Here is a 23,127-nt window from a genome sequence, read left to right on the forward strand (position 1 = left end):
CCTATTGAGCCGGACGAACGAGCGAAGTTCCTGAAAGGGGCCTTAATGACAAGGGGACCGATTGAGAAAACCGCCGTGGGCCTGCCGCGAAAGAGGTCGCGTGTGCGGCTCATGCTTTCGATCGGCGGGTTCATCGTGGTCACCGCTGGTGCCGGCGCGGCCTACAATGCTTCGAGCCAAACGCAGACGGTTGCGGCTGCTCCACCTCCGACACCGGTGAAGGTCGCCCGCGCGGCAGTCCTTGATGTTCCGCACGTGATCGAAGTCGTTGGAACCGTGGATTCTCTTAGCGACATGTTGATCCGCAGTCAGGTTGAGGGTGTGCTCACCGCTGTCAATTTCGAGGAGGGGGATCTTGTCCGGGCCGGCGCCTTGTTGGCGACAATAGACGACCGGCCATATCGCGCCGCGCTGGCAGCAGCAAAAGCCCAGCTTGCGCGCGACCGCGCCTTGCTTGCGGCCGCCGAACGCGAGCTCGCGCGAGCCCAGGCACTTCAGCGCCAGAACGTGAGCTCTGTCCAAACCGTCGATCAGAGATCCGCAGAGGTTGAACAGTTGCGGGCGACCGTCGCACTCAACGAAGCCAATGTTGAGAGTGCGGAGGTGAACCTATCCTTCACGAAGATTTATTCACCGACCACGGGGCGTGCGGGCTTGCGCGAAGTCGATCCCGGAAACCTTGTCCGACCCGCAGACGCCCACGGAATTGCATCGATCGTTCAGATGGACCCGATCTCGGTCGTGTTCACCATTCCACAGCAGATCCTGGCACAACTCAAGGAACACGCGCGGCTCACAGGGGGCGGGGACGTCGCCATCATTGACCGCGAAAGCGGTACCCGCATTAAGGGAAAACTTGCCGCGTTTGACAACCGCATTGGCGATGGGACCGGCACCGCTCGGGTCAGGGCGGTTTTCGACAACAAGGACGAACGACTGTCGCCCGGCGCCTTTGTTTCCCTCGAGATCCAGACGAGTATGTCAAAGCAAGTCGTGGTTGTCCCCAAGGTGGCGGTGCGGCTCGGCATTGACGGCAATTTCGTGTTCCGCGTTCGCGATGGTGTGGCCGAACAAGTTCGTGTGGCGACAGCCTACAGCAACGATGAGATCGCCGTTGTTCGGGACGGCATTCAAGCGGGCGACGCTGTCGTGACCGACGGCTACTCGCGGCTCGGGCCTTCAGCAAAGGCGGAAATAGTTGAAGTATCGCCCGTGGCAGCCCCCGCGCTCGCGCGTGTCGCGGAGGTGACCGGGCGATGACTTCCAGATCCCAGTCCGACGGCGCAGCCGCCCCTAGTGCTCCGCCCCAAGGCCTGTCGGCCTGGTTCATTCGCAGACCCGTCGCTAGCGTCTTGATGGCGATTGCGGTGACATTGCTGGGAGCCCTTGCTTTTCCCGCTCTACCGGTCGCGCCTCTGCCGCAGGCCGACTTCCCGACCATCCAGGTTAGCACCACTTTCCCTGGCGCGAGCCCCGAGACGATGGCGTCAGCCGTGGCCACACCCCTCGAGATCGCGTTCACGGGCATCCCCGGCGTCACAGAGATGACCTCGACGAGCGCCCTTGGCCAGACCAACATCATCATCCAATTCGAGCTCGAACGGGACATCGATGTCGCCGCGCAAGAGGTGCAGGCGGCATTCGGATCGCTGCGCTTTGTCGCCTGCTGGAGGCGCCGGCGTTTCTACCGCATCGGAGGTCGAGCGGGCTGAACGATGGTGTCGCATCGTGCCTAGCGGGCACGCTTGTCCTTGCGACCCGCAGCCTGAATCACGTGGCGAAGACCCTGACGTTCGGCATATTGGATCGCAGAGTCCAGCGTGGGAAAGCGCAGTTCAACCTGCTGAAGCGTATCTTTGCCGCCGGTATATCCCAGGAGCGGGTCGATAAAAGGCGGGCTGCGCATCTCAAAGACGAGTTTCCAGTCCTTGTGCGCCGGGTGGGAAGTCGCGACCGAGCGGGACGGCCGAAATATGCGGGCAACCGCATCCTCGGGAAACAGTGAACCGCTCATTGTAAGCGGCTGAGCGCGGTCGTAAGTTGTTCTTTGCCCCTCCGCTGTTTTTTCAGGCGGCGAGCCTCGCATCGTCGCACGCGTTGCATACACGGCGGTGTGCTCCATGAATACTACGCCCGGACCTCCTGACGTTGAAAAGCAACGTAGGCGAGTGTGAACAGCAGGATCATCGCTGCCACCATACCGGAGAGCTGCGGCCAGACGACCAGGAGGCTCTGCAAGGTAGGCAGCGGTGCGCCTACGATCGCGCCTTGAAGCTGATCGAAGAACAAGGGGCTGATCGATCGGGCAGCCGGATCGAGCAGTATCGCCGCAACCTCGCCGTAGAGCCTTTGTGGAGACAGTCGAGCGATTGCCTGCTGCGTCTCGTACTGCGTCACCATCGTCATCGGGTCGAGCGGATCGATCGGCGCGACGGCACCCGCGACGAGGGGCGCGATCATCCCCCAGAACACCGTTAGAACCAGCCAGACCGACAGCGCCGCGAGCGCCGAAGTCGCGGGAGAGCGGATCATGGTAGAAAAGGCAATCGCGAGCGCCAGCCAAACGCCGGCATAGGCAAGCGTGGCAGCCATATAGGCGAGGCCGCGCACGACATCGGCAGCCGATGGCGGCAGCCCGAGGAAGAGAATCCCGAGCCCCGTCATCAATAGCCACAATGTCAGCAACGCGACGGCAAGGACGATCATCGCGCCCAGGAACTTTCCGAACAGCACGGCGTCGCGATAGATCGGTTGAGCTAGGAGGCGGCTCATCGTACGGCGCGCATATTCGCCGTTAACAGCGTCGAAGCCCAATGCGATCGCCACGAGCGGCAGTAGGAATCCCAGCAAGGCGGCGAAAGATGGAAGCGGTTCTCGGGCGATCGTCAGGAGCTTCAGGAACAGGAACGGATCCTCCGCCGTCGTTTCGGTGATCCGCCCGATGGCGCCGTAGACCGCGCCCGTGGCCGAGAGCATGACAAGCAGCATGATCAGGTGCATGCGCGCACTGGTCATGTGATCGGCGGCTTCCTTCATTGCGATGGTCATCGCTCCCTTGAACGGCGAGCCCTTACGCGTCATGGCCAACCTCCGCAAAATACCGGTTATAGGCCTGGTGGAGCTGGGCGCGACGCAAATCCAGGTTCCTCAGGGAGCCACCGCCCTCGACGACGAGCCGCGCAAGCTCCGGCCGCACATCCCGGTTCGCCTCGACCAGCCAATGACCACGTCGTCCGGGCACAACGGATTTCACCCCGTCGGTCCTCGCGCTCAAAGTGGACAAGTCGACGCCCTCGGCTTCGACATCGATAACGAATGCCCCGCCGCCAATTCTGTCCGCAAGTTCCTCGATCGTGCCGATGAAGCCGATCCTGCCCTTGTTGAACAAGGCGACGCGGTGGCAAATGGATTGCACGACATTAAGCATGTGCGACGCCAACAGAATGGTCATGCCGTGCTGGCTCAGAGACTGGATCAGAGCCAGCAGCTCCTGGGTCGACTGGGGATCGAGACCCGACGTCGGTTCGTCGAGAATGGCAACCCTGCAATTGCGCATCAGCAACTCGGCAAGTCCGAGGCGCTGGCGCATGCCGCGGGAGTAAGTGGCAACCCGCCGGTCCGCGACCCCCGACAATCGCACCTTGTCGAGCGCTGCCCCGATGCGTTCCCGCGCCAAATCCTGCGGTATGCCGGCGAGCCGGGCCGTATAGGCAAGGTTTTCGCGACCGGTCATCGTTTCGTAGAAGCCGACCGCATCGGGCAGGTATCCCACCTCCTGCTTCACCTCGAGCGGTTGGCGCAGGGGATCCTTGCCGAGGATGCGTACGCTGCCCTCGCTCGGTTCGGTAAGGCCCAGCAGCATCAGGATGGTCGTCGTCTTGCCTGCACCGTTCGGTCCGAGCAGGCCGACGACTTCGCCGGCGTTGACGGCAAGATCGACACCTGCGACGGCAATCGTCGAGCCATACCGCTTGACCAGCCCCTTTGCGTCAATGGCTCTATTGCTCATCGCCGGCCATACCTCATCACCGCCATGCCGAGGACAAGGGCTGCCGCCGCAATGACGCCAATTCCGGCCATGCCCCAGGCGGTCGAGGCCTCAACGGTGACCCGGAACTCGGCTGACTCCGAAACGGGACCGCTGCTGGCGCGCACGTTGACCATGTAATCGCCAGCGATGGCGCGTTCCGAAGGCGTAATCTTCACATTCACGCGGCTGGTGGAATCGGGCGCGATCGCATCGATGCGCTCAGGCTCGAACTCGACCTTCCAGCCTGATGGCGGGCTCGCCGAGAGCTCGATGTCGGTCGCCGGCGCACTGCCTGTGTTCGCAAGCGTGAAGGGGAAGCTCGACTCCTTGCCCGCGACGGCTTGACCGGAGAGGCGCTCCTGGGGACCTGTCAGTGAAACCTCCGGCTGACCCGTCACCTCGATGCTGAGCTCCGTCGCAGCACTCGCGCCACCTCCCGAGACCTCCATCACCACCGGATAGCGGCCGGCTGCGGCGGATCGAGGCGGCGTGACTTCCAGCGTCACGGTCTCACTCGCACCAGCTTCGATCGGGAGCCCGGTGATTTCCTCAGAACCGTAGCCGCGTTTGAAGCGGGTCTGGAAGCCCTCCGGGACGTTTGCCGCGAGGTTGAAGAGGCTCTCCTCTCCATCGTTCTTCACGTCCACCTTGAAACTGAACGTCGAACTTGCCGTGCCCCTCAGCGCTGGCAGTTCGGATTTCAGTTCCAGCCCAGCCTCCGGTTTATCGGACAATGAGACGAGAAGCGGCAGTTCGGCCACCTCATTCCCATAGCGTGCCCTGATTTTGATCGGAATGCGGTCGCCCCTGGCGCCTTCAGGCGGCGTGAGCTCGAGATTGAGATTCTCAGAAGCATCGGGCCCAACGATCACGGCTCCGACATCGCGGCCGCCGCCCTTAAGCGACCATCGCCATTTGTCGGGCACGCCCGTGATCTCCAGGGACGCGCGTTGCGGCGGCAGGTTGGAGTTGCGTAAAGTGAGCGCAATCGACTGAGTTTCGCCGGGGCGGATGGCCAGTTCGGGATGCGGCGTCGTCAACCAGAAGCCGGTGAGTTCAGCTGTTCGTGGCTCTTGAGCCGAAACGGCGGCGGGGTAGGCAAATATCGCTCCCAGGACCAGTACGATTGCAGTGAGCCAGGGCGCAGTTCTCTTCATCTCCTTCTCCATTGAAGTTCAACATAATCACGCCGCACCTCTATCGAACCACGAGGAACAGCCTCATGCCGTCTCTATAGAGGTCCAGCGCAATCGTTCCGCTAACCTCTTTCAAGGCGGATGCGAGCTCGGCAGCAGAGTTCACCGGCCGTCGGTTTACGGCCACAATGACGTCTCCAGCCTGCAACCCGGCTCGCGCCGCCGCACTGCCTTCATCGACGCTCGCGACCACGACGTTGTCCGCGGCATCCTGAAAATGTGCGCCTTCGAGGGCGCGCGGCATGGCTTCCGTCCCTTCGTTCGCGCCTTCCGGCTCGACACGCAGCCTTGCCGCCTTACGGCTCCCGTCGCGCAGAAACTCGATCTCGACGTCGGAGCCGACCGGGGCAAGGCCGATGCGATTGCGCAGATCGGCCGAGCCGGAGATCGGATGCTTGTCAACGGCGACGATGACATCGCCGGCCTGGAGGTTCGCCCGAGCCGCTGGCGAATCGCTTTCGACGCTTCCGACCACCGCCCCATAGGTCTCGCTAATGCCGAGCGCTTCGGCGAGGTCTGGCGTCAGGTCCTGGATCGCGACTCCGATCCGTCCGCGCCGCACTTCGCCGTGCTCGATGAGTTGCTTCATCACCGCCGACGCCATGGAAATCGGAACGGCAAAGCCGATGCCGACATTGCCGCCGGCTGGCGCGATGATCGCGGTATTGATGCCCACCAGCCGGCCATCCGTCGTGACCAGCGCGCCGCCGGAATTGCCGGGATTGATCGAGGCGTCGGTCTGAATGAAGTCTTCATAGCCTTCGACATTGATGCCGCTGCGCCCGAGCGCGCTGACGATGCCGGAGGTCACGGTCTGTCCGAGGCCGAACGGGTTACCGATCGCCACGACGGAGTCGCCAACCCGCAGGCGATCGGAATCGCCAAGGGAGAGCGCCGTCAGATTTTCCGCCTCGATCTTGAGCAGCGCGATATCTGTCGCTTCGTCGCTTCCGACCAGTTGAGCGGTGAAGCGGCGGCGGTCCTTGAGCGTCACAGCGATCTCGCCGGCGTTGTCGACGACGTGATGATTGGTAAGGATATAACCGTTGCCCGCATCGACGATCACGCCGGATCCGGCGCTCAGCCGCTGGCGCTGTTCCGGCAGGTTGAAATAGCGGCGGAAGAACGGGTCGTTATAGAGCGGGTTGTTTTCGGCGGACGCCTGGGACCTCACTGCGATGTTGACGACTGCAGGCGTGATCTTCTCCAGCACATCCGCGAGAGATTGTTGCACAGGGGATGAGGCAACCGGTTCGACCGGCAACGCCGGCTGGGCTGTAAGAAGAACCAAAGCAAGAAAGCCAAGAACGGGCACCGCGTGCCGAGCACGCCTCGCGTTTCCCGCCTGCTCCAAAGCCCAAGGGGGACGATGGCTCGAACGACTGCCGTTCGCCTCGGCAGGCGTCTTTCGCTTAGATGCAGTGATCACGCGGGAGTAAAACGACATGTCGTTCTCCTCGTCGGCAAACACGATCTCTATGGGTCTTCGCGCCTCTCCCGAAGCGGTTCGGGGCGCCGGTACGGCCCTCTCGGACCCTCCGCCAATCGATCTGGTTGTTCGTTTTTTTCATTTCAAGACGCGCGGCAATTTTTTGCCGCATTCTGCAGGAGGGCGCGCATGCAAGGTCCTTCGTCCCATATTTTGTCGGGGTCGCGCAGCTCGAAGGGCAGTATGCGTCCCCAGCGCGATGGCGCCCGCACAACGGCTTTCCTGTTTCTTGCCGCGATGCCCGGACGACCGATCCCGCCGCGTTGCCGCCTTCCCCTTTTTCTGAATTCCGCTGAGGCGGCGGCGAGGCTGCTGGCAAACGGGGCCACAACGGCCATATTGAACAGAGCTCCTATGTAGAGGGCATGCTGAACATGCCAGCTTGGGCGTGAGGGAGCTGGACTGAAGGCGTAATTCGACGCAGCCATGTGCCAATGCGAGAGTCGTCGAAGCACAGGCTAACTGGGCGGAGTGATGAGGTGAGTGAAGATCCGTATCAGATTCTCGGCGTTCCGCGTACTGCCACGCAGAGCGATATCCGAAAGGCCTACCGCAAGCGTGCAAAGGAACTGCATCCCGACCTGCACCCAGGCGACAAACAGGTGGAGGCCAAATTCAAGGCCCTTTCCGCAGCCTATCATCTGCTGAACGATCCGGACCAGCGAGCCCGTTTTGACCGCGGCGAGATCGATGCTTCCGGGGCGGAGCGACCCCAGCAGCGTTTCTACAGAAACTACGCCGATACGGACCAGGCGGGCCGGTATACATCGGCGGGCGGAGCGGGCGAATTCGAGGATCTGTCCGACATCTTCTCCGACCTCTTCGGCCAGCGCGGGGGAGGGGGTCGTTTCCGAACGGTGGGGCAGGACCTCCACTATCAGTTGGAGGTCGAGTTTCTCGATGCGGCCAACGGCGCGCGACGACGCATCACCCTTCCCGACGGAAACACGATCGACCTGGCCATCCCGCCTGGCACGCGCGACGGCAGCACGCTGCGGCTCAAGGGAAAGGGAGCGCCGGGTTTTGGCGGCGGTGCGCGTGGAGATGCCCTGATCGAGATCAGAGTCCGTCCTCATCCGGTTTTCCAGCGTAAGGGCGACGATATCGAGGTCGATCTGCCGATCACGCTGTACGAAGCAGTGCTTGGCGCAAAGATCGAAGTACCGACGATTTCCGGGCGGGTGTCTATGACCGTGCCGAAGGGGTCGAACACCGGGGATGTCCTGCGTCTCAGGGGTAAGGGCCTGAAGTCTGGACAGGGCGCCGCCGGCGATCAGCGCGTGAAGCTGCAAGTGGTCTTGCCGGAACGGGTCGATCCTGACTTGCAAGCTCTCATCGAAACCTGGCGCCGGGCACATCCCTATGATCCGCGGGAAGCGCTAAGGAGGGTCTCATGAGACTGAATGAGGGCCAGGTTCTCGAACTCTTCCGCACGGTCACGGCGAGACAGTTGCGCCAGTGGGTGCGTCGCGGCTGGATCGTGCCGTCGCGAGTAGAGAGCAGGCTATTGTTCGACGATGTCGACATCGCGCGAATGCGTCTGGTTTGTGAGCTGCGGGACGACATGAACGTCAATGACGACGCCGTGCCGATCATCCTGGCGCTGCTGGATCAGCTCTACGCGTTGAGACGTGAGCTTAGAACGGTCGCCGATGCGCTCCGGGACCAGCCAGACGAGGTTCGTCAGCATGTCAGGCAGGCCCTTTCGGTGATAGTGAGGCGACAAGGATAGTGCAGGTGGCACTATCCTTCACCGGATCCGCCTCCACCAACCGGCAAGGTGACGGGTGCCCCGGCCGTGGTGCCGAGCCACGAAGGCGGATCACTTGCCGGGAACGACTCGAGCCCGGCCAGGAGAACTGGGTCGATAGTCTCGTCGAATTCGATCGGAACGGAGATCATTTCGTTGCCCACGCTCTCGCGGGGCTCGCCTGCGACCGCCAACGAATGTTGTGCCCATTGCGTCATGTTCGACTCCACCATTCCTTCTTTGAGTAGGACACCCTGGTCGGCCAGGAGAGGCCCGCCGCCAAGGCGGCGGGCATGAGGGCCGGGCCTACTAGGCACGGGCATGGGGGTTCTGCCGTTCGTCCCACAGCGCCCAAGCCGATATCGCCGCGACGAGCAGGCCGAGGACCACGTGTGTCCACATGGCGTTCACGTTCGCGGCGAAGTTGAGCAGCCAGGGAGAAACGAGCAGCCAGATGCCGATTAGCATATTCGCCCATTCCTCCCATTCCGAGAACGCGGTCAAAGTGGCGAGCGCCAAAGCACCTATGACCACGCCAACGATCCACGCGTTCCAGGCGGCCATGAACTCACCAGCGAAGCCCATGACCCACGGCGAGACGAAAAGGGCGACGGCAAGGACGAGGTTCATCCAGTCCTGCGGTTTTTTCCTTTCCATCAGCATTGCCATCACAACCTCCACGGACGAAAGTTGAACGAATTTACGCCCACTTCAGCAGGCGTAGAAATTAGATAAGTTGCGCTAACTTGCATTCAATATGGCTCGGTTGGTCCGCTGAGAAGCAAGCTCGCGTCGGAGCCCGCTTGTCGGGTTGAGCCTGTCGAGGCGATTCAGTCTTCGACGGCACGACTGGAATTGGAGGCGCACACACGCCGCTGAATGGCAAGCAGCAAGGGTCGACCCGGCTGCATTCGAGCAAAGAAAACTTAGGCAGATTGGTCGGGATCGAGTGTGTCACGCCTAGTCAGTAGCACTGTTCGCAATGCTTACGCCGAACTCGCATACCGATCGGCCGGGCGACGAAATCGAGGAACTTCGCCAAATCGACCGAAGGATGGCGGGAGGCGTAGATGACGTCGCGGTTCTTGATCGGGAAGGTCTGGCCGACGATCAGGCTGTCCGGATTGGTCATGTTGAAGGATTTGACGTCGCTTTCACCGCTTTCCCTCACTCGCCTCCGGATGAGTACCGTCCGAAACCGAGCCAGGATGAGGGTCGGCCACGACCTGGTCCTTCGGCACGGGCTCTCTCTGCGTCTTCTTTCCCGGCGACGGGCGGCTCCGCTCGTCTTCGCTCTGTTTGCGTATCTTGTCTGCCACGGTGGCCTCCTGTTTTGCATCCGCTATCCGCCTCCCCAAAGAATGCTTCCGCAAAGAAAAGCGTTCCACGTGCAGGCGGCGAAGCGGCAGGCCGCCACGGGCGGGTAACTCCCAGGGTGGCTTGAGGCAGCGAAAGCACTCCAACGGCGGGACGATCGATTAATCGTCTTCGCCGAAGAGACTCAGTCGATAGCGCCGACTTACAAGCCGCAGCGAGCGATCCGGTTCGATCACGTAAGTCTCATAAACCCGGCGGCCGAACCGATCGTTGAACTGGTGTGGCACAATGCTGCCGACCGGAGCCTTTGTGAGCCTCGTCCGCGGTTGGCCGCCATAGGTGATGCTGCCCGGGATCGGCTCGAGATAGGCGGAATAGGCAGCCGAGTAGCCCACGGCCGTGGCCTCGCAGCCGCTCAAGAGAAGCGCGGTGCACAGGATGGTAGTCAGGTTTTTCATGGCGGTTGTCCAAGAGCTTCGTTTCTGTCTATTTATTGCTATCCGCGAACTTTTGTTCCGATCGGTCGCTTTGGCCGGACAGTAAAGAGCGCAATGCACTCAGCGGCAGGTTTCCCCGCATCCCTTCGGAACCAATCTCATCGGGCAATGGTTCAGCACCTCGCAAGCAGCGGAACGAGGCAGGGAAATGGCCCAGCAAATACCGCTCGATCCGCACGGTCGCGCCAACCAGGGCAACGCAGCACGAGACGAGGGCACTCTGCTGGTGTGTCCAAATGTCGCCTGCGACTTGGCATCGTCAATGTCGTCTTCTTCGGGAGAGCGGGTGCCGGCGACCGCGAGTGGGTTCTGATCGATGCTGGCGTGATGGGCACGACCGGCCTGATTACCGGGGCCGCCGAGGAACGCTTCGGACCAAAATCCGACCAGCCGCAATCGTAATGACGCACGGACGTTTCGATCACGTCGGCGCTCTCGAAGAGCTTTGCGAACGATGGCTGTCTCCTGTCTATGCGCACAGGCTCGAATGACGCCATCTCGACGGCAGCGCCGCCTATCCTCCGCCGGACCCCTCCGTCGGCGGCGGCCTGTCACCGCTCTATCCACGTGGCCCCGTGGATGTGAGCCGTTGGCTTCACACGCTGCCGGATGATGGCAGCGTCCCGGAGATGCCTGGCTGGCGTTGGCTTCACACGCCCGGCCATATACCGGGTCACATAGCGCTTTGGAGAGAGGGGGACCGGACGATCATCGCGGGCGACTTCATAACGACACGGCAGGAGTCCGCCTATGCCGTGACGGAGCAGGAGCCGGAGATGCATGGGCTGCCAATGGACTACACGACGAACTTGGAGAATGCCCGCAGCTCGGTCGAACTGCTCGCCTCGCTTCAGCCCGAGAGGGTGATCACCGGCCACGACCGGCGATGCAGGGCGCACAGATGCGCGATGCACTGCATCAGCTCGCCAGCAACTTCGATCATATCGCGGTGCCTGAGGGGGGGGAAATACGTGGAGAAACCCGCCGCCGAACGAAAGGGCGGTGAGTATCGTCAGCCCTGAGTTTCAGAAACAGGAAGCCGGCTTGGGCCGCTCTAGATCATTCACTCGTCTCTTAGCGATCGACCCGACCGGTGCGACCGCCCGCCTCCCTGCCGGAGCGCCTTGGTGGTCCCGGCAGGAGATGAGTTCAGGCTGCGCGGCGCAGCGCCTTCAAGGTGCGGGAATACACGCCGCAGCGGCAGGTTCGTTTCTGTTGCCTGGTGGATATCGCCGCCTTCGGTGCCGTGGTTGGGAGACGAGGTGCCAGTTGCCATGAGACAATCAAGCCAGTCGGGGGGCAGACCTCAAGGCACGTTAAATGCCCGTCGCGTCCGATATTCGCGTCTTGCGGATATAATACTCGCTTCATGTACAGCCGAAACTATCTTTATGAAGGATTTGGAATCCTATTTGTTGTCATGCTTGATCGGTATCGGCGGAATTATCAATCAAAGGTAACCCGTCGCCTTTGCTGATCATTGCCATGCTGAACCAAGATTCGAAAAGCCAGGCTGCGTATCTTGCGAGGCGTCCGTCCCTGCTACACGGTGAAAAGAGCAATTTTCTGATGGCCCCTGCAGGTTCCCGAAACGCCCCTTCGGGAATCTACACGAGACGAACCACCGGATGGCTCCAAGAACGCCGCGATCGCCTTCAATGCGCTGTTGGTTGTCCCCGGCTAAAGTCGCATTGTTTCGGCCGATCATCGCACTAACCATTGCAATACAGCTTTGGAATGGATCGCCAATCCGCCGAGTTTCCGCCTTAACCCTTAGAGATCCACACGTGCAGCAAAGCGAATCGGTCGCAAGCGGGAACCCTGAAATCCTTGATGTCATTCCGGCGTCCGCTGGGCCGCGACTGGCAACCGCCAGAGGCGGCGCGATTCACGCCGTCCGCGCGCCTGGATCGCAGACGCTGACGGCGGAGCATCACTTTGCCGCCGTGATGCTCGCGCCGGCGCAAGGGATCCGAGCTGCTCTCGGCAGCGACAGGATGCAGGAATACGACGCCCCCGTGGGTGGAATCGTCATTCAGCCCGCGCATGTCTCGGGCAGGGCGGAATGGACGAGCACGCGAGAAGACCTGGTCGTTGTCATCAGGTCGGAAAGCCTTCTCGATCTCGCCGTGCGTGAGCTGGGTTTCGGCGCGGTAGCACTTCAGCCGCCAGCGTTCGGAACCGTCGACCTGAAAGCCCTGCGGTTCGCCGAACTGTTGAAAATGGAGCTGACCCAACAGGAGGCCCCAAGCGAGATCTATGTAGACTCCCTCGTCACCCTCTTCGGTATCCATCTGCTGAGAAGCTACTCGACGGCGCGCAAGCAACCTGCGGACCTGAAAGGCGGTCTTTCTTCTGTGAGTGCTCGCAGGATCCAGGAATTCCTGCATGAGAACTTTACTCGTAAAATAACAGTGGCGGAGCTTGCCGCGATAGCCGGCCTGTCGCCGTACTATTTCATTCGAGCCTTCGCCAAGAAGTTCGGGCAGCCGCCGCACCAATATGTCTTGACCCTACGGCTGTCGTTTGCGGAAAAACTGCTGGGCGATAATAATCTGACCATCGCCGAAGTCGCCTATCTCAGCGGCTTCTCGAGCCAAAGCCACCTTACAGCCGTAATGCGGAAACACCGGCATATAACGCCGACGGAGATAGGGACGAGACGCTAACTCCTCCGGCGGTCCAGACCCGACAGACAAAGCATTGCTGATAAAGCAACTTCTAAAGAAATTCCCCTATAAAATCAGTGTGATAAATAGGCTACAGCTTTGGAGGGAATACCCCTTTTCAGCAGTCTTCTGATAGGCAGAGCATTTTTCTGAAATACGGCTGCCTGCAGGCGTGTGACTAGGATGAAGCATGGAACCATCCGGTGTTTGCGCGTCCTCTGCTTGCGATGTTGCGTGGCACTACCGATTGGCTGAACCCGGCTGGAAAGGACAGGCGGCACTGCGTGCGGGATACTACTTGGCGGCAAAGGTTCTTTCGCGAGGGGGGCGCCCAGTTGGGCTGGGTTGAAGTTGGAGAGTGCCGGGATATGGGGCAATGAGCAGTCCGCGGGGCGGGACACGGTTCTTCAGGCACAGCGCGGCATTCGACGCCCTGGCAAGGAAGCTGCGGGGATGAGCAGCGTGGCGGCCGCGAACATGCGGCAAACCCTCTCCGAAGCAGTTGGCCAGTCGGTGCGGCGCGCATTGGCGACTCTCCAAGAGCGTTACGGCAGCGCGCTCTCGGAAGGCAAGCGGGACCTGCTGCTCGGCCACTATGTCTACGGTCTTGCGTCGGTGCTGCTTGCGGGCGAACCCCCCGCCCGGCAACTCGAGGCGATCGAAACCCACCTGAAAGAAGTGCTTCCCGCCGAGCGAGCCGCGAGGGCACTGCAGGCGGTGCCGGATGAGGGTGACACCTGGTTGGTGAGCACGCTGGATAGCATCGAAGCAATCGGTGGCAAGCACGGTCATGCGCTTCTGGCGCACGGTGCCGCCGCCAGCCATCTCAAACCATTATCGAACAAAGACGCATCGGTGGCAGGGCCGGCGGAACCTGCCGCGATCGAGAGCAAAGCGGTAGAGGAGATACTCACCCGATGATACCCATGCAAGGAACTGCTGTCCGGCGCGGGCTGACCTGCTTTGCAAGAAATTGGATTCTTGGTGCGGACAGGAGCGGCCGTTCCATTCGCCGTCGCCTCATGGCGGTCCTGCGCATGGCGCATCTGGCGCTTGGCGTGAAGCGTAATCGGATGGGTCTTGGTGCGCTCGGGTTTGGAAACGCATCTTGTGCCGCAAGATCGTCAGGAACTCCGGCGGGCAAGAAGGGCCTATGCGCGGGCGTGGCGCTGCTGGCACTATCGGCGCTTCACGCCGTTCCTGCCCATGCGCAATATGCCGCCGGCGGCGGCACGGCGTCAGGCGCCAACTCCGTCGCCATCGGTAACGGTGTCCAAGCGAATAGCGCGAACAGCGTGGCCTTGGGCACCTCTAACAGTGCAACGGGCGACGCTTCGATCGCCATCGGCTATGCGATGGGTGTCAATGGCCTCAACGCCATAGGCATAGGTGTCTTCGCGAACGCGACAGGCGTTAACGCTCTTGCCATAGGCGGGAACGCCCGCGCACTCGCGGATGGAGCGTCAGCCTTTGGTGTCAACACGACTGCAAACGCGGCAAACGCGACCGCCATCGGCTCTACGGCCACTGCTGCAGCTGCCGCTACGGCCGTTGGCGTATCGAGCCAGGCAACCTCCCTCAATTCCGTCGCTATCGGCAGCCTCAGCCAAGCGACAAATAGTGCTGCTACCGCCGTCGGAAACGGTGCCCGGGCCACGGGAAACAGTGCGCTCGCGCTCGGCGCGGAGGCTGCCGCGATCGGCAGCAGCACGGTTGCTGTCGGACAGGGTGCCGGCGCTGGATCGACCACTGCTAATGCCGGTTCCGTAGCGATGGGTATCGCTGCCGGTACGCTCGTCAGCGGCGCGCAGAATACCGCTGTCGGCGGTGGCATTGCCAGCGTCATGAGAGGTGCCGGCTCCGGCGTCACGGGAGCGCGCAACGTCTCCATGGGAACCGGCGACGGTTCCGTCACTTATGACGGTACGCTGGCAGCTTCCGCGGGCAACCTGGTGACGGGCGACGACAATATCGCGATCGGAACCAACGCCGGTATTGGCGTCACCAGCAACGCGACAACGTCAATCGGCCGCAACGCCATGGCGACAGGGACCAATGCGGCGGCGATTGGAGCCGGGGCCAGTGCGAGCGGGCTGAACTCGGTCTATCTTGGCGCACGCACCGTTGTCGGAACAGGTGCTATTGGAGAGAGCGCCATCGCCATCGGCACCGATGTGACAGCGTCTCAGACCAACGCCATTGCGATAGGACGCCAAAGCGTGGCGACCGCACTGAATAGCGCGGCAATTGGTCCTGCCGCCAATGCGACGGCACAACACTCGGCAGCTTTTGGCCCGAACGCCAATGCTTCCGGTAACTTCGCACTCGCCTTGGGTAATTTGGCCGTGTCGAGTGGTGTCGGTTCTGTTGCGGCAGGCTCGGGAGCGCAGAGCGCGGGTGTCTCCTCGGTGGCGGTCGGCAATAATGCTGCCGCATCTGCCGCGAATACGGTAGCGGTCGGCCTAGGTGCGGCTGCAGACTCAGCCGATGCGGTCGCCATCGGCACGAATGCAAGGGCAACGGGCGGCAAGGCGGTGTCGATCGGTTTCGGCAACATCGCCAACGGCAACGGTGCGGTGGCGATCGGCGACCCCAACACCGCCAGCGGCGACGGCGCCGTGGCGCAGGGCATGGACAACACGGCCACCGGCAACGGCTCGGTCGCCATGGGCAATACCAATATGGTTGGCGGCGGCGGACAGGCGGTGAGCACGCCCGGCACCGCGGCGCAGGGTGCCGTCGGCATCGGCTATCAGAACACCGTGACCGGCCAGGGCGCGGTGGCCATCGGCGACCGCAACATCGCCAATGGCGTAAGCGCCATCGCCATGGGCAGCCAGGCCAACGCCGCTGCCGCCAACGCGATGGCCCTCGGCGCCGGCGCAACCGCGACGCATGCCGGATCCGTGGCTCTCGGTTCGGGCTCGGTCACGGCCGTCGCGGTACCCACGGCGAACACCACTATCAACGGAACAACCTACAACTTCGCCGGCACGGCCCCGACCTCGACTGTAAGCGTCGGCGCTGTCGGCGCCGAGCGCACCATCACCAATGTGGCGGCAGGCCGGATCTCCTCGACCTCGACCGATGCGGTCAACGGTTCGCAGCTTTTTGCGACGAACCAGGCGATCACGGCAGTCGGCACCGATCTCGACACGTTTGGCACGAGCGTGTCGACGGCGCTCGGCGGCACCTCTGCCTACAATCCGATCACCAACCAGGTGACGGCGGGACTTGCAATTGGCGGCACGACCTACAACAGCGTGCAGTCCGCCCTGTCAGCGGTAAACAGCACGGCCTCGGCCGGCTGGAACCTGCAGTCGAACGGGGATGCCGCGACGAATGTCGCTCCGGGCGGGACGGTGCAGTTCCTCAACGGGCAGAACATCTCCGTCACGCGCAGCGGCACGGACATCACGATCGCCACGACGCCGGCCCTCGCCGCCGACAGCCTGACGCTGTCGAGCGGGCAAGTGTTCGATGCCACGGGCCTCTTCATGAACGGCACCGGCATCAGCGGCCTTTTGGACGGGACGGTCTCCGCGACCTCGACCGAAGCGATCAATGGCTCGCAGCTCTACGGCGCGTCCCTGAGCATCGCCACCATCCTCGGCGGCGGCGCCATCGTGAACCCGGACGGCACCGTCAGCAGCCCGACCTATACGATCGCGGGCAGCACCTACACGACGGTGGGCGGCGCCTTGACGGCCATCGACAACAGCCTGACGGGCTTCGATAACGCCCTCAACGGCGGCGGGATAAAATACTTCCATGCCAATTCGACGCTTGCGGATTCGAGCGCCGCGGGAACCGACTCGGTCGCCATCGGCCCGCAGAGCGTCGCAACCGGCAACAACAGCTTCGCCGCAGGCTTGAACGCCCAGGCAAGCGCCGGCGCCTCGCTCGCCATCGGCCAGAACACCCAGTCGACCGTGCTCGGCGCGGTGGCGCTCGGCTCGGGCTCCGTAGCCGACCGGCCGATTGCGCCGACGTCCGGCAGCATTCTCTCCGGCACCGGCATCATCCCGTACAACACGACGGACAAGACCCTGCTCGGCGCGGTCTCGGTGGGCAACTCGACGTCTTACCGGCAGATCACCAACGTCGCCGACGGCACGGAGGACCAGGACGCAGTCACTCTTCGCCAGCTCAAGGGGGCACTGTCATCGTTCGCGGTGTCGGGCACCAAGTACTTCCACGCCAATTCGGCGGCCTCGGATTCGGCTGCTGTCGGCGCCGAATCCGTCGCGATTGGCCCGCGCACGACCGTCAACGGCGATAACGGCATCGGCATGGGCAACGGCGCCGTCGTCCAGATGACGGCGCCCGGCGGCACCGCCATCGGCCACAATTCGACCGTCAACCTGGCCGACGGCATCGCGCTCGGCACAAATTCGACTGCGAACGGCATCCAGGCGACGGCGCTCGGCGCCGGCGCCACCGCCAATGAACCGGGCAGCGTCGCACTCGGCGCAGGCTCGACAACAGCGGCCGCAGTGGCGACCACCGGCACTACCATCAACGGCGTCGCCTACACCTTCGCGGGCACCAACCCGACGAGCACCGTGAGCGTGGGCAGCGCCGGCAATGAGCGCACAATCACCAATGTGGCCGCAGGGCGCATCAGCGCCACATCCACCGACGCCATCAACGGCAGCCAGCTCCATGCGACCAATCAGGCCGTCGAATCCCTGCAGGCGGGAGTTGGCGATCTTGAGGAGACCGCCGTCAGATATGACGAAAACCCCGACGGCACGAGGGCGAACTCGATGACGCTCGTGGGCGGCGATCCGAGCGCGCCCGTGATCATCCGCAATGTCGGTGCCGGCGTGGCCGACACGGATGCGGTGAACGTAGGGCAGATGAAAGCCACACTGGCCGGCTATTCGGACGACCGGGCGACCTGGGCGGTCGGCCAGGCAAAAAACTACACCGACGAGGTGGCCGCCACGACTCTGAGCTCGGCCAACGCCTACACCGACTCCAGGCTCAGCCAGCTCAATACGGACATAGGCGACATCCGGAGCGAGGCTCGGCAGGCGGCGGCAATCGGCCTGGCGGCGGCGTCGCTGCGCTATGACGACCGGCCCGGCAAGCTGAGCGTCGCGGCAGGCGGCGGCTATTGGCGCAACGAGGGAGCGTTTGCGTTCGGCGCCGGCTACACCAGCGAGGACGGCCGCGTCCGCGCCAATCTTTCCGGTACGACCGCGGGCGGTGCGTGGGGCGTCGGGGCAGGCCTCAGCGTAACCTTGAATTGAGGATCACGACGACATGGCACGCGGCGGGCTCTCGCACATTCGGAAAGCCCGGCGCTCGCCCGTTGATTTCCCGTGCTATGAGATCGCGGCGAGTGTTCGTCGCGATCTCAAACCCCTGCTGGCCCCACCGTGAAGTTCTTTTCTGTCAATGTTCCGCTCTTTAGCTGAATCCATGCGCATGCGACGTCGAGCCGGTGAGGCGCGGTTCATTCTGGTTGCAGTGGCTTGCCTACTCCTCGCCGGCGGCTCGCCCGCCGCTGGCCAGGAAACGGGATCCTACCGGATTAAACCGTCGGAGGTGGTGCCGCCGCAAGGCGTTCCATTGGGCAGCTATCGCCGGGTCATCCACCCTTTCGAGAACTGGAATCTCATCTGCGACGAGAATCTCAAGGCCAAACACAAGGTGTGCAACATCAGCCAATCCTTCATCGATCAAAATCAGGCACTCGTCTTCAGCTGGTCTCTGGCTGCCGATGAGAAAGGCAAGCCTTTCATGATCCTGCGTGCGCCCGCTAAGCTCGGGACGGGGAGCAAGATTTCGCTCGGGATCGCTGGACGGGAAAGGCCCGTCGACGTCGAACTGACCGCATGCGACAGCACGGTCTGCGTCGGCTATCTACCCGTCGGCCCGATTCTTCGACAGCAAATCGGCAAAGAAGCCACCATCAACGTTTCCTATTCCCCGCCTTCGGGCGCGGCGGTCAGCCTCGAAGCCCCTTTCAAGGGACTCAAGTCTGCGCTGTCGGCCATCAACTAGCGAGAGACCACATGACCCGCCAATCCATCCAGGACAGAATATTGACGAGCTCGCAGAGCCTTGCACCGGTAGAGCCGCTGGCAAGTCCGTCATCGGCACGCTGGTCAGTTTGGCGAGTGGTGCGAAACGTCGCGCTGGCCGGCATGTTCGCCGTTGTGGTCGCCGCGGCGGTCATTCTCTCGTTCCATTTCTATCCACCGCTCGGGCGATTGGTCGCGGAAACGGCCTCGGCTCAGTCGCAAGCGCCCGCTGAGAGCAAGCCCGTCGAGAGCAAGCCCGCCGAGAACAAGATGGCGCCCGCAGGTACAGCGGCGGGCGAGACGCCGTTTGAAAAGCATGCGAACCAAGCAGGCGTCCGCACCTGCGCCAAGGTCTTCGCGGCGCTCGGGCAGGCCCTGACCTTAGGCTCGACCTATACCGAGCAAACACAGTGGAACACGTCGTCGCCCGATACCCATCCGGTGCAGGCCATTGCCGGAATGACTTATGACCTGCCCGACTACAAGGCGCAGGCAGCGGGTGTCGTGTTCGCATCGCCCATCGGCCAGGGCTGCGAAGGAGGCTTCGTGCGGGTGGCGCCGTTCCAGAAGACATGCCAGGAAATCGTGCAGACCCTCCCGAAGGGCAGCGTCCTGGCGGACAACCTTTCGAACTCGATGCTTTTCAATCTGGCCAACGATGGCGGCCAGGCTCTGCTGGTCCCCACCGGAAATGCCTGCGTGGTCATTTCCGTCGCGAGAATGGCCGGATGACCATCCGCGCCTGTGATGCATCCCTGATCAACTTCAGCTTGGGAGCACGAACATGCCGCTCAGCCGTCGCTTTTGGCCCATACTGATTGCCGCCCTCGTCGGCATTTCATCCGGCAATGCCGCCGATTTGGCGACGCAGCAGCCGGAACCGACGCACGAAGAGAAAGGCATCTGGGGCGCGATCGCATTTTCGCCGGTCGATGGCCGGCATGGCTTCTTCTGGGGCGCCGACAAGAGGACGGAAGCGGAAGATGCCGCGCTCAAGCATTGCCAGGATGCGGAAGGCGCGGCTTGCAAGGTGGTCGAAATATTCCGCAACCATCGCCATTGGGATGAGGACGACGGCACGGGTTTCCCCTATGAGCATTGTGCAGCTCTGTCGCTGGGAGAGACCTCCCGCGCAGGACCCCCGTCCTGGGGCACCGCCTCGGCGACGACCCGTCGCGAAGCGGAACGAAAGGCTTTGAGCCTCTGTGGCGGCCAGGAGAACCAGTGCGAGATCCGAGAATGGGTTTGCACCTAGCTCAGCACGTCAGCGCAGCGAAGGATCGAGCACGGAATGATGCCCTCTGCTCCTGGCAGTTGACAGCGGGACAAGCACGAACGCGTTTACTTATCCGTGATAGGCAGCGCCTATGAGGGCATGTACCACGCCATGACCTTTGGCCTCATCGGCAACTACATCTTTGCGCTGGAGTGAAAGCAACCGAGAGCGGTTATAGGCGACTGCGAGCGCTCCTCAGCGCCACAATAACGGCATCTGCGCTCCGCACGAGGTCTTAACCTACGAAGTCCATCGGGTCCGATTTAATACTGCAACCCGCAAGCGAGCTAAAGCTCGTGTGCCATTAAAACGATGTTTCGGGCGGCTCCGTCCACGAAATCGCGGATCAGCAAAACGCATGTGGATGGCTGCCGCGAACAGTCTCTTGCCCGCAGCCTACCTCTCTATCTCCCCACAAATGGAGATTGAAACTGCTCGCCGGCCCTTCTATGGGGGTTATATTGTCTATCGGCGATCCGTAATTTAGGCTAGCCGAATGGATGGGGAGGGGACGGCTTTGTATCTGAGACAGGCATAAACGCCGGATCAGAACAAGCTCAAGTTGGGAATTCAATGACAGAGTTCGAGTTTGTAGGTCCTCCTGCGGAGGAGGGCGCCGCAGATCTATTAACTGCATGCGGGCGTCAACTGGAACCTGTTATCCACGCGATCGTCCAATCTGCGGTGGCAGCCGGTTGGCGTGAGGAAGACGTATTGCTTTGCTTGATGGACCTTGCCTGGGAAATGTATGAGCAACGCCGCGGCGAGGCTGAACTGGATCCATAACCGACGCGTGCGAATCGACATCCGCACTTCAACCGGGCTGAAGCCACATCGGTAGTTCTACTAGCACGTGGTACCCGGCGAGTTGAAGTTGACGAATACTCTCGTATTTAAGCTTCCGCAAGCTATGATTGTGTCATCATCCACAATTGCAAGTCGGCACTCGATCTGGTTTGGTGCCGCCATAGGGCCATGACGCAGTTTCTCTGAAAGCCCTCCGATTGACGCGCCAGCCCGTCCAACTTTCCGAACTGGAGGCGAGCGGCGACGACCTTCGCGGCATTTGCAGGTGGATGTAGCTTCGGACATGATCCGCCGTTGATCGCTTCCCGCGTTCGTAGATGGGGCGGATGAGCTCGGTGACTTCATCAGGCTCGATGTCGCGAGCGGGGCGATTGCGACCGAGGGTGTCAGCGATCCTGTTAAGGCCTTTTTCAGCCTGCCTCCAAGACGACTTTCCGGAATCTTTCAGGTGGGCAATATAAGCCTCGAGGGCGTCAGCCAGGGTGTCCGGGTGAGCGTCGCCAGCTATTTTGATACTGCGACCCTTTTGACTCATCTGCGCGAAGTCGCGATCGAACACTTTCCGAGCATCGCTCAGACATCGCCGGACAAGATCCGAGTTTTTTCTTGATCCGTTTCTGGTCGCGCCATTGCTGCGCCATCCAGTCTGCAGTTACGCGGGTTGGCATCGGCTTCATAAGGAGGACGAGCCGGCCAGTGCCATGCCCTTCCCATCAACAAGGTTTAACTGCTTGCCGCTCTCTTCTACTTGTTTCAACGCGCGGCGAATTTCTCCATCCGTAAGGCTGGCCACTGGGCTCTCCCATCGGGTCTGAAGTGGGGTCGCCAGACGGGTTCCTGGGGTCAGAAGAGCAATCGATCCCCCAAGAACCGACCCCAATATGCCACGGCATCCAAGAGGGAAGGCGTCCCGCTTCATGGGCGATTTATGAACGCCTCTATACGCATGGGATCGCCGGTATATTGGTACCGAGCTTTGCGTCGGGTGCCCAGGAAGATGACCGAAATCTCGTCCTATGGACGTGGAGTCCGAATCTTCCACATCGAGTGGCGGTGAACGATCCGAGCGGCCGGCTACCGAAGGACCAGCTGTCCTGGAGTTGAGGGAGTACTTGTCGCAAAGGTCGACCAGGATCAGACACGCGGTGCGACCGCGAGTAGCCGAAGGACGCTATCTGTCGTTTTGGCGGGTCTAGTCGGTGGCACTGTTCGCAATGCTCACGCCCGAACTCGCAACCCCTATCGGCTGGGCGACGAATTCGAGGAATTTCGCAATGTCGACCGAAGGATGGCGCGAGGCGTAGATGACGTCGCGGTTCTTGATCGGGAAGGTCTGGCCGACGATCAGGCCGTCCGGATTGGTCATGTTGAAGCGATAGACGATCGGATAGCGGCCGACGCTGTCGGCCTTCAGGCCCTTGCTCAGCAATTGGTGGAAACGCTCCTGGCCAAGCAGGCTCATGACGATGTCCGGCTCCTCGTAGCGGAAGACGAAGTAGCCCTTCGCGTCGACCGTCTGGTCCGCGCCGCCGCCGGCAAGCGCCACCGCTTCGAGCAGGTTCAGGTCGTTGGCGCCGAACTCGACGCGCTGATTGGCCCGAACCTGGCCGAGGATCGTGAAGGTGCGCGGGTCGCGGGTGACGAAGATCTGGTCGCCCGGCCTGACGTGAATGTTTTCCGACGGGTTGTTTATGATCGACTTCAGCAGCACCGTGCCTGTCTTCTTGCCGCGCACGAGCGTGACATAGGTCTCGTAGGGCTGCGCCGCCGGGCCGCCGGCCTTGGCGATCACCTCGTTGATCGTTTCGCTGACGAGGTTGAGCGGCACCACCGAGGGGCGACCGACGGCGCCGGAGACGGTGACGATCCGCGAGGCCGTCGACGTCGACGTCACGATCACGTCCGGCTCCACCGCCTTCTGCTTCAGCGCCTCGAGGATCGCCTGACGCGCCTGTTCCAGCGTCAGGCCGGCAAAGCGCACCGAGCCGACATAGGGGATCGCCGCCTTGCCGTCGGGCTGGACGACCAGGTCGATGCTGGTCTGCTTCGATTCCGTTGTGG

General features: G+C 62.2%; 20 protein-coding genes and 5 pseudogenes. 13 read left to right on the forward strand and 12 right to left on the reverse strand.

What is annotated here, in order from left to right; all coding sequences use genetic code 11:
- Nucleotides 1-111 precede the first annotated feature (111 nt).
- Nucleotides 112-1,260, forward strand: a complete 1,149-nt coding sequence (locus AYK65_RS17710) for an efflux RND transporter periplasmic adaptor subunit (protein ID WP_244560003.1) — start codon at nucleotides 112-114, stop codon at nucleotides 1,258-1,260.
- A complete protein-coding gene (locus AYK65_RS33025) occupies nucleotides 1,257-1,712 on the forward strand; it encodes an efflux RND transporter permease subunit (RefSeq protein WP_081159191.1) in 456 nt (151 codons plus the stop codon). Before AYK65_RS17710 ends, AYK65_RS33025 begins: the two co-directional genes overlap by 4 nt.
- Nucleotides 1,713-1,762: 50 nt before the next feature.
- On the opposite strand, the pseudogene AYK65_RS17720 reads toward AYK65_RS33025, so the two are convergent.
- The 5 genes and pseudogenes from AYK65_RS17720 to AYK65_RS17740 form a co-directional block, all read right to left on the reverse strand.
- A pseudogene (locus AYK65_RS17720) lies at nucleotides 1,763-2,086 on the reverse strand (NADH dehydrogenase ubiquinone Fe-S protein 4); the annotation flags it as partial.
- A 41-nt stretch (nucleotides 2,087-2,127) separates the two neighbouring features.
- Entirely contained in the window at nucleotides 2,128-3,081 is a 954-nt protein-coding gene (locus tag AYK65_RS17725) for an ABC transporter permease (RefSeq protein ID WP_081159193.1), read from the reverse strand.
- Complete coding sequence (locus AYK65_RS17730; RefSeq protein WP_081159195.1) at nucleotides 3,071-4,009, reverse strand: ABC transporter ATP-binding protein; 939 nt, start codon at nucleotides 4,007-4,009, stop codon at nucleotides 3,071-3,073. The genes AYK65_RS17725 and AYK65_RS17730 overlap by 11 nt, the downstream gene beginning before the upstream one ends.
- Nucleotides 4,006-5,187 (reverse strand): COG1470 family protein, encoded by a 1,182-nt coding sequence (locus AYK65_RS17735; RefSeq protein WP_244559997.1) that lies wholly within the window; start codon nucleotides 5,185-5,187, stop codon nucleotides 4,006-4,008. Before AYK65_RS17735 ends, AYK65_RS17730 begins: the two co-directional genes overlap by 4 nt.
- A gap of 40 nt (nucleotides 5,188-5,227) precedes the next feature.
- Nucleotides 5,228-6,673 carry a DegQ family serine endoprotease gene (locus AYK65_RS17740; protein ID WP_244559998.1) on the reverse strand — a complete coding sequence of 482 codons (1,446 nt, stop codon included), beginning with the start codon at nucleotides 6,671-6,673 and terminating at the stop codon, nucleotides 5,228-5,230.
- 521 nt (nucleotides 6,674-7,194) lie between these two features.
- Here AYK65_RS17740 and AYK65_RS17745 point away from each other — a divergent pair.
- Nucleotides 7,195-8,112 (forward strand): DnaJ C-terminal domain-containing protein, encoded by a 918-nt coding sequence (locus AYK65_RS17745; protein WP_081159201.1) that lies wholly within the window; start codon nucleotides 7,195-7,197, stop codon nucleotides 8,110-8,112.
- The gene (locus AYK65_RS17750) at nucleotides 8,109-8,447 is read left to right on the forward strand and encodes a chaperone modulator CbpM (protein ID WP_081159203.1); all 339 of its coding nucleotides are present in this window, start codon (nucleotides 8,109-8,111) and stop codon (nucleotides 8,445-8,447) included. The genes AYK65_RS17745 and AYK65_RS17750 overlap by 4 nt, the downstream gene beginning before the upstream one ends.
- Nucleotides 8,448-8,458: 11 nt before the next feature.
- Here the strand turns inward: AYK65_RS17750 and AYK65_RS17755 are convergent, their stop codons facing one another.
- The 5 genes and pseudogenes from AYK65_RS17755 to AYK65_RS17770 form a co-directional block, all read right to left on the reverse strand.
- Nucleotides 8,459-8,683: a hypothetical protein gene (locus AYK65_RS17755; RefSeq protein WP_139015668.1), complete on the reverse strand. Its 225-nt coding sequence runs from the start codon at nucleotides 8,681-8,683 to the stop codon at nucleotides 8,459-8,461.
- Between the two features lie 91 nt (nucleotides 8,684-8,774).
- The gene (locus AYK65_RS17760) at nucleotides 8,775-9,134 is read right to left on the reverse strand and encodes an SPW repeat protein (RefSeq protein ID WP_081159207.1); all 360 of its coding nucleotides are present in this window, start codon (nucleotides 9,132-9,134) and stop codon (nucleotides 8,775-8,777) included.
- A 295-nt stretch (nucleotides 9,135-9,429) separates the two neighbouring features.
- Nucleotides 9,430-9,612: pseudogene (locus tag AYK65_RS31785) on the reverse strand (hypothetical protein); the annotation flags it as partial.
- A 7-nt stretch (nucleotides 9,613-9,619) separates the two neighbouring features.
- Nucleotides 9,620-9,784: a hypothetical protein gene (locus AYK65_RS32420; protein WP_167549655.1), complete on the reverse strand. Its 165-nt coding sequence runs from the start codon at nucleotides 9,782-9,784 to the stop codon at nucleotides 9,620-9,622.
- Between the two features lie 159 nt (nucleotides 9,785-9,943).
- Nucleotides 9,944-10,240, reverse strand: a complete 297-nt coding sequence (locus AYK65_RS17770; RefSeq protein WP_026613664.1) for a hypothetical protein — start codon at nucleotides 10,238-10,240, stop codon at nucleotides 9,944-9,946.
- A gap of 187 nt (nucleotides 10,241-10,427) precedes the next feature.
- Between AYK65_RS17770 and AYK65_RS17775 the strand changes: the two are divergent.
- From AYK65_RS17775 to AYK65_RS17810, 8 genes and pseudogenes are all read left to right on the forward strand, one after another.
- Nucleotides 10,428-11,301: pseudogene (locus AYK65_RS17775) on the forward strand (MBL fold metallo-hydrolase).
- 765 nt (nucleotides 11,302-12,066) lie between these two features.
- Nucleotides 12,067-12,948 carry a helix-turn-helix domain-containing protein gene (locus AYK65_RS17780; RefSeq protein ID WP_244559999.1) on the forward strand — a complete coding sequence of 294 codons (882 nt, stop codon included), beginning with the start codon at nucleotides 12,067-12,069 and terminating at the stop codon, nucleotides 12,946-12,948.
- Between the two features lie 453 nt (nucleotides 12,949-13,401).
- Complete coding sequence (locus tag AYK65_RS17785) at nucleotides 13,402-13,869, forward strand: hypothetical protein (protein ID WP_081159213.1); 468 nt, start codon at nucleotides 13,402-13,404, stop codon at nucleotides 13,867-13,869.
- Nucleotides 13,866-18,206 (forward strand): YadA-like family protein, encoded by a 4,341-nt coding sequence (locus AYK65_RS17790; RefSeq protein ID WP_081159215.1) that lies wholly within the window; start codon nucleotides 13,866-13,868, stop codon nucleotides 18,204-18,206. Before AYK65_RS17785 ends, AYK65_RS17790 begins: the two co-directional genes overlap by 4 nt.
- Before the next feature lie 172 nt (nucleotides 18,207-18,378).
- A complete protein-coding gene (locus tag AYK65_RS17795; RefSeq protein WP_139793209.1) occupies nucleotides 18,379-18,963 on the forward strand; it encodes an invasion associated locus B family protein in 585 nt (194 codons plus the stop codon).
- An 11-nt stretch (nucleotides 18,964-18,974) separates the two neighbouring features.
- Entirely contained in the window at nucleotides 18,975-19,715 is a 741-nt protein-coding gene (locus AYK65_RS17800) for a hypothetical protein (protein WP_139793210.1), read from the forward strand.
- Nucleotides 19,716-19,767: 52 nt separating this feature from the next.
- The gene (locus tag AYK65_RS17805; RefSeq protein WP_081159218.1) at nucleotides 19,768-20,238 is read left to right on the forward strand and encodes a DUF4189 domain-containing protein; all 471 of its coding nucleotides are present in this window, start codon (nucleotides 19,768-19,770) and stop codon (nucleotides 20,236-20,238) included.
- Between the two features lie 594 nt (nucleotides 20,239-20,832).
- On the forward strand, nucleotides 20,833-21,045 hold the full coding sequence (locus AYK65_RS17810; RefSeq protein WP_081159220.1) for a hypothetical protein: 213 nt from the start codon (nucleotides 20,833-20,835) through the stop codon (nucleotides 21,043-21,045).
- A gap of 289 nt (nucleotides 21,046-21,334) precedes the next feature.
- Here the strand turns inward: AYK65_RS17810 and AYK65_RS17815 are convergent.
- A pseudogene (locus AYK65_RS17815) lies at nucleotides 21,335-21,859 on the reverse strand (site-specific integrase); the annotation flags it as partial.
- A gap of 98 nt (nucleotides 21,860-21,957) precedes the next feature.
- Between AYK65_RS17815 and AYK65_RS17820 the strand changes: the two are divergent.
- Nucleotides 21,958-22,170: pseudogene (locus tag AYK65_RS17820) on the forward strand (RES family NAD+ phosphorylase); the annotation flags it as partial.
- 88 nt (nucleotides 22,171-22,258) lie between these two features.
- On the opposite strand, the gene AYK65_RS17825 reads toward AYK65_RS17820, so the two are convergent.
- Nucleotides 22,259-23,127: polysaccharide biosynthesis/export family protein (locus AYK65_RS17825; protein WP_244560000.1), on the reverse strand; the 869-nt coding region annotated here is incomplete at its 5' end.

The sequence above is a fragment of the Ensifer aridi genome (assembly GCF_002078505.1).
In the GTDB taxonomy this organism is placed as follows: domain Bacteria; phylum Pseudomonadota; class Alphaproteobacteria; order Rhizobiales; family Rhizobiaceae; genus Sinorhizobium; species Sinorhizobium aridi.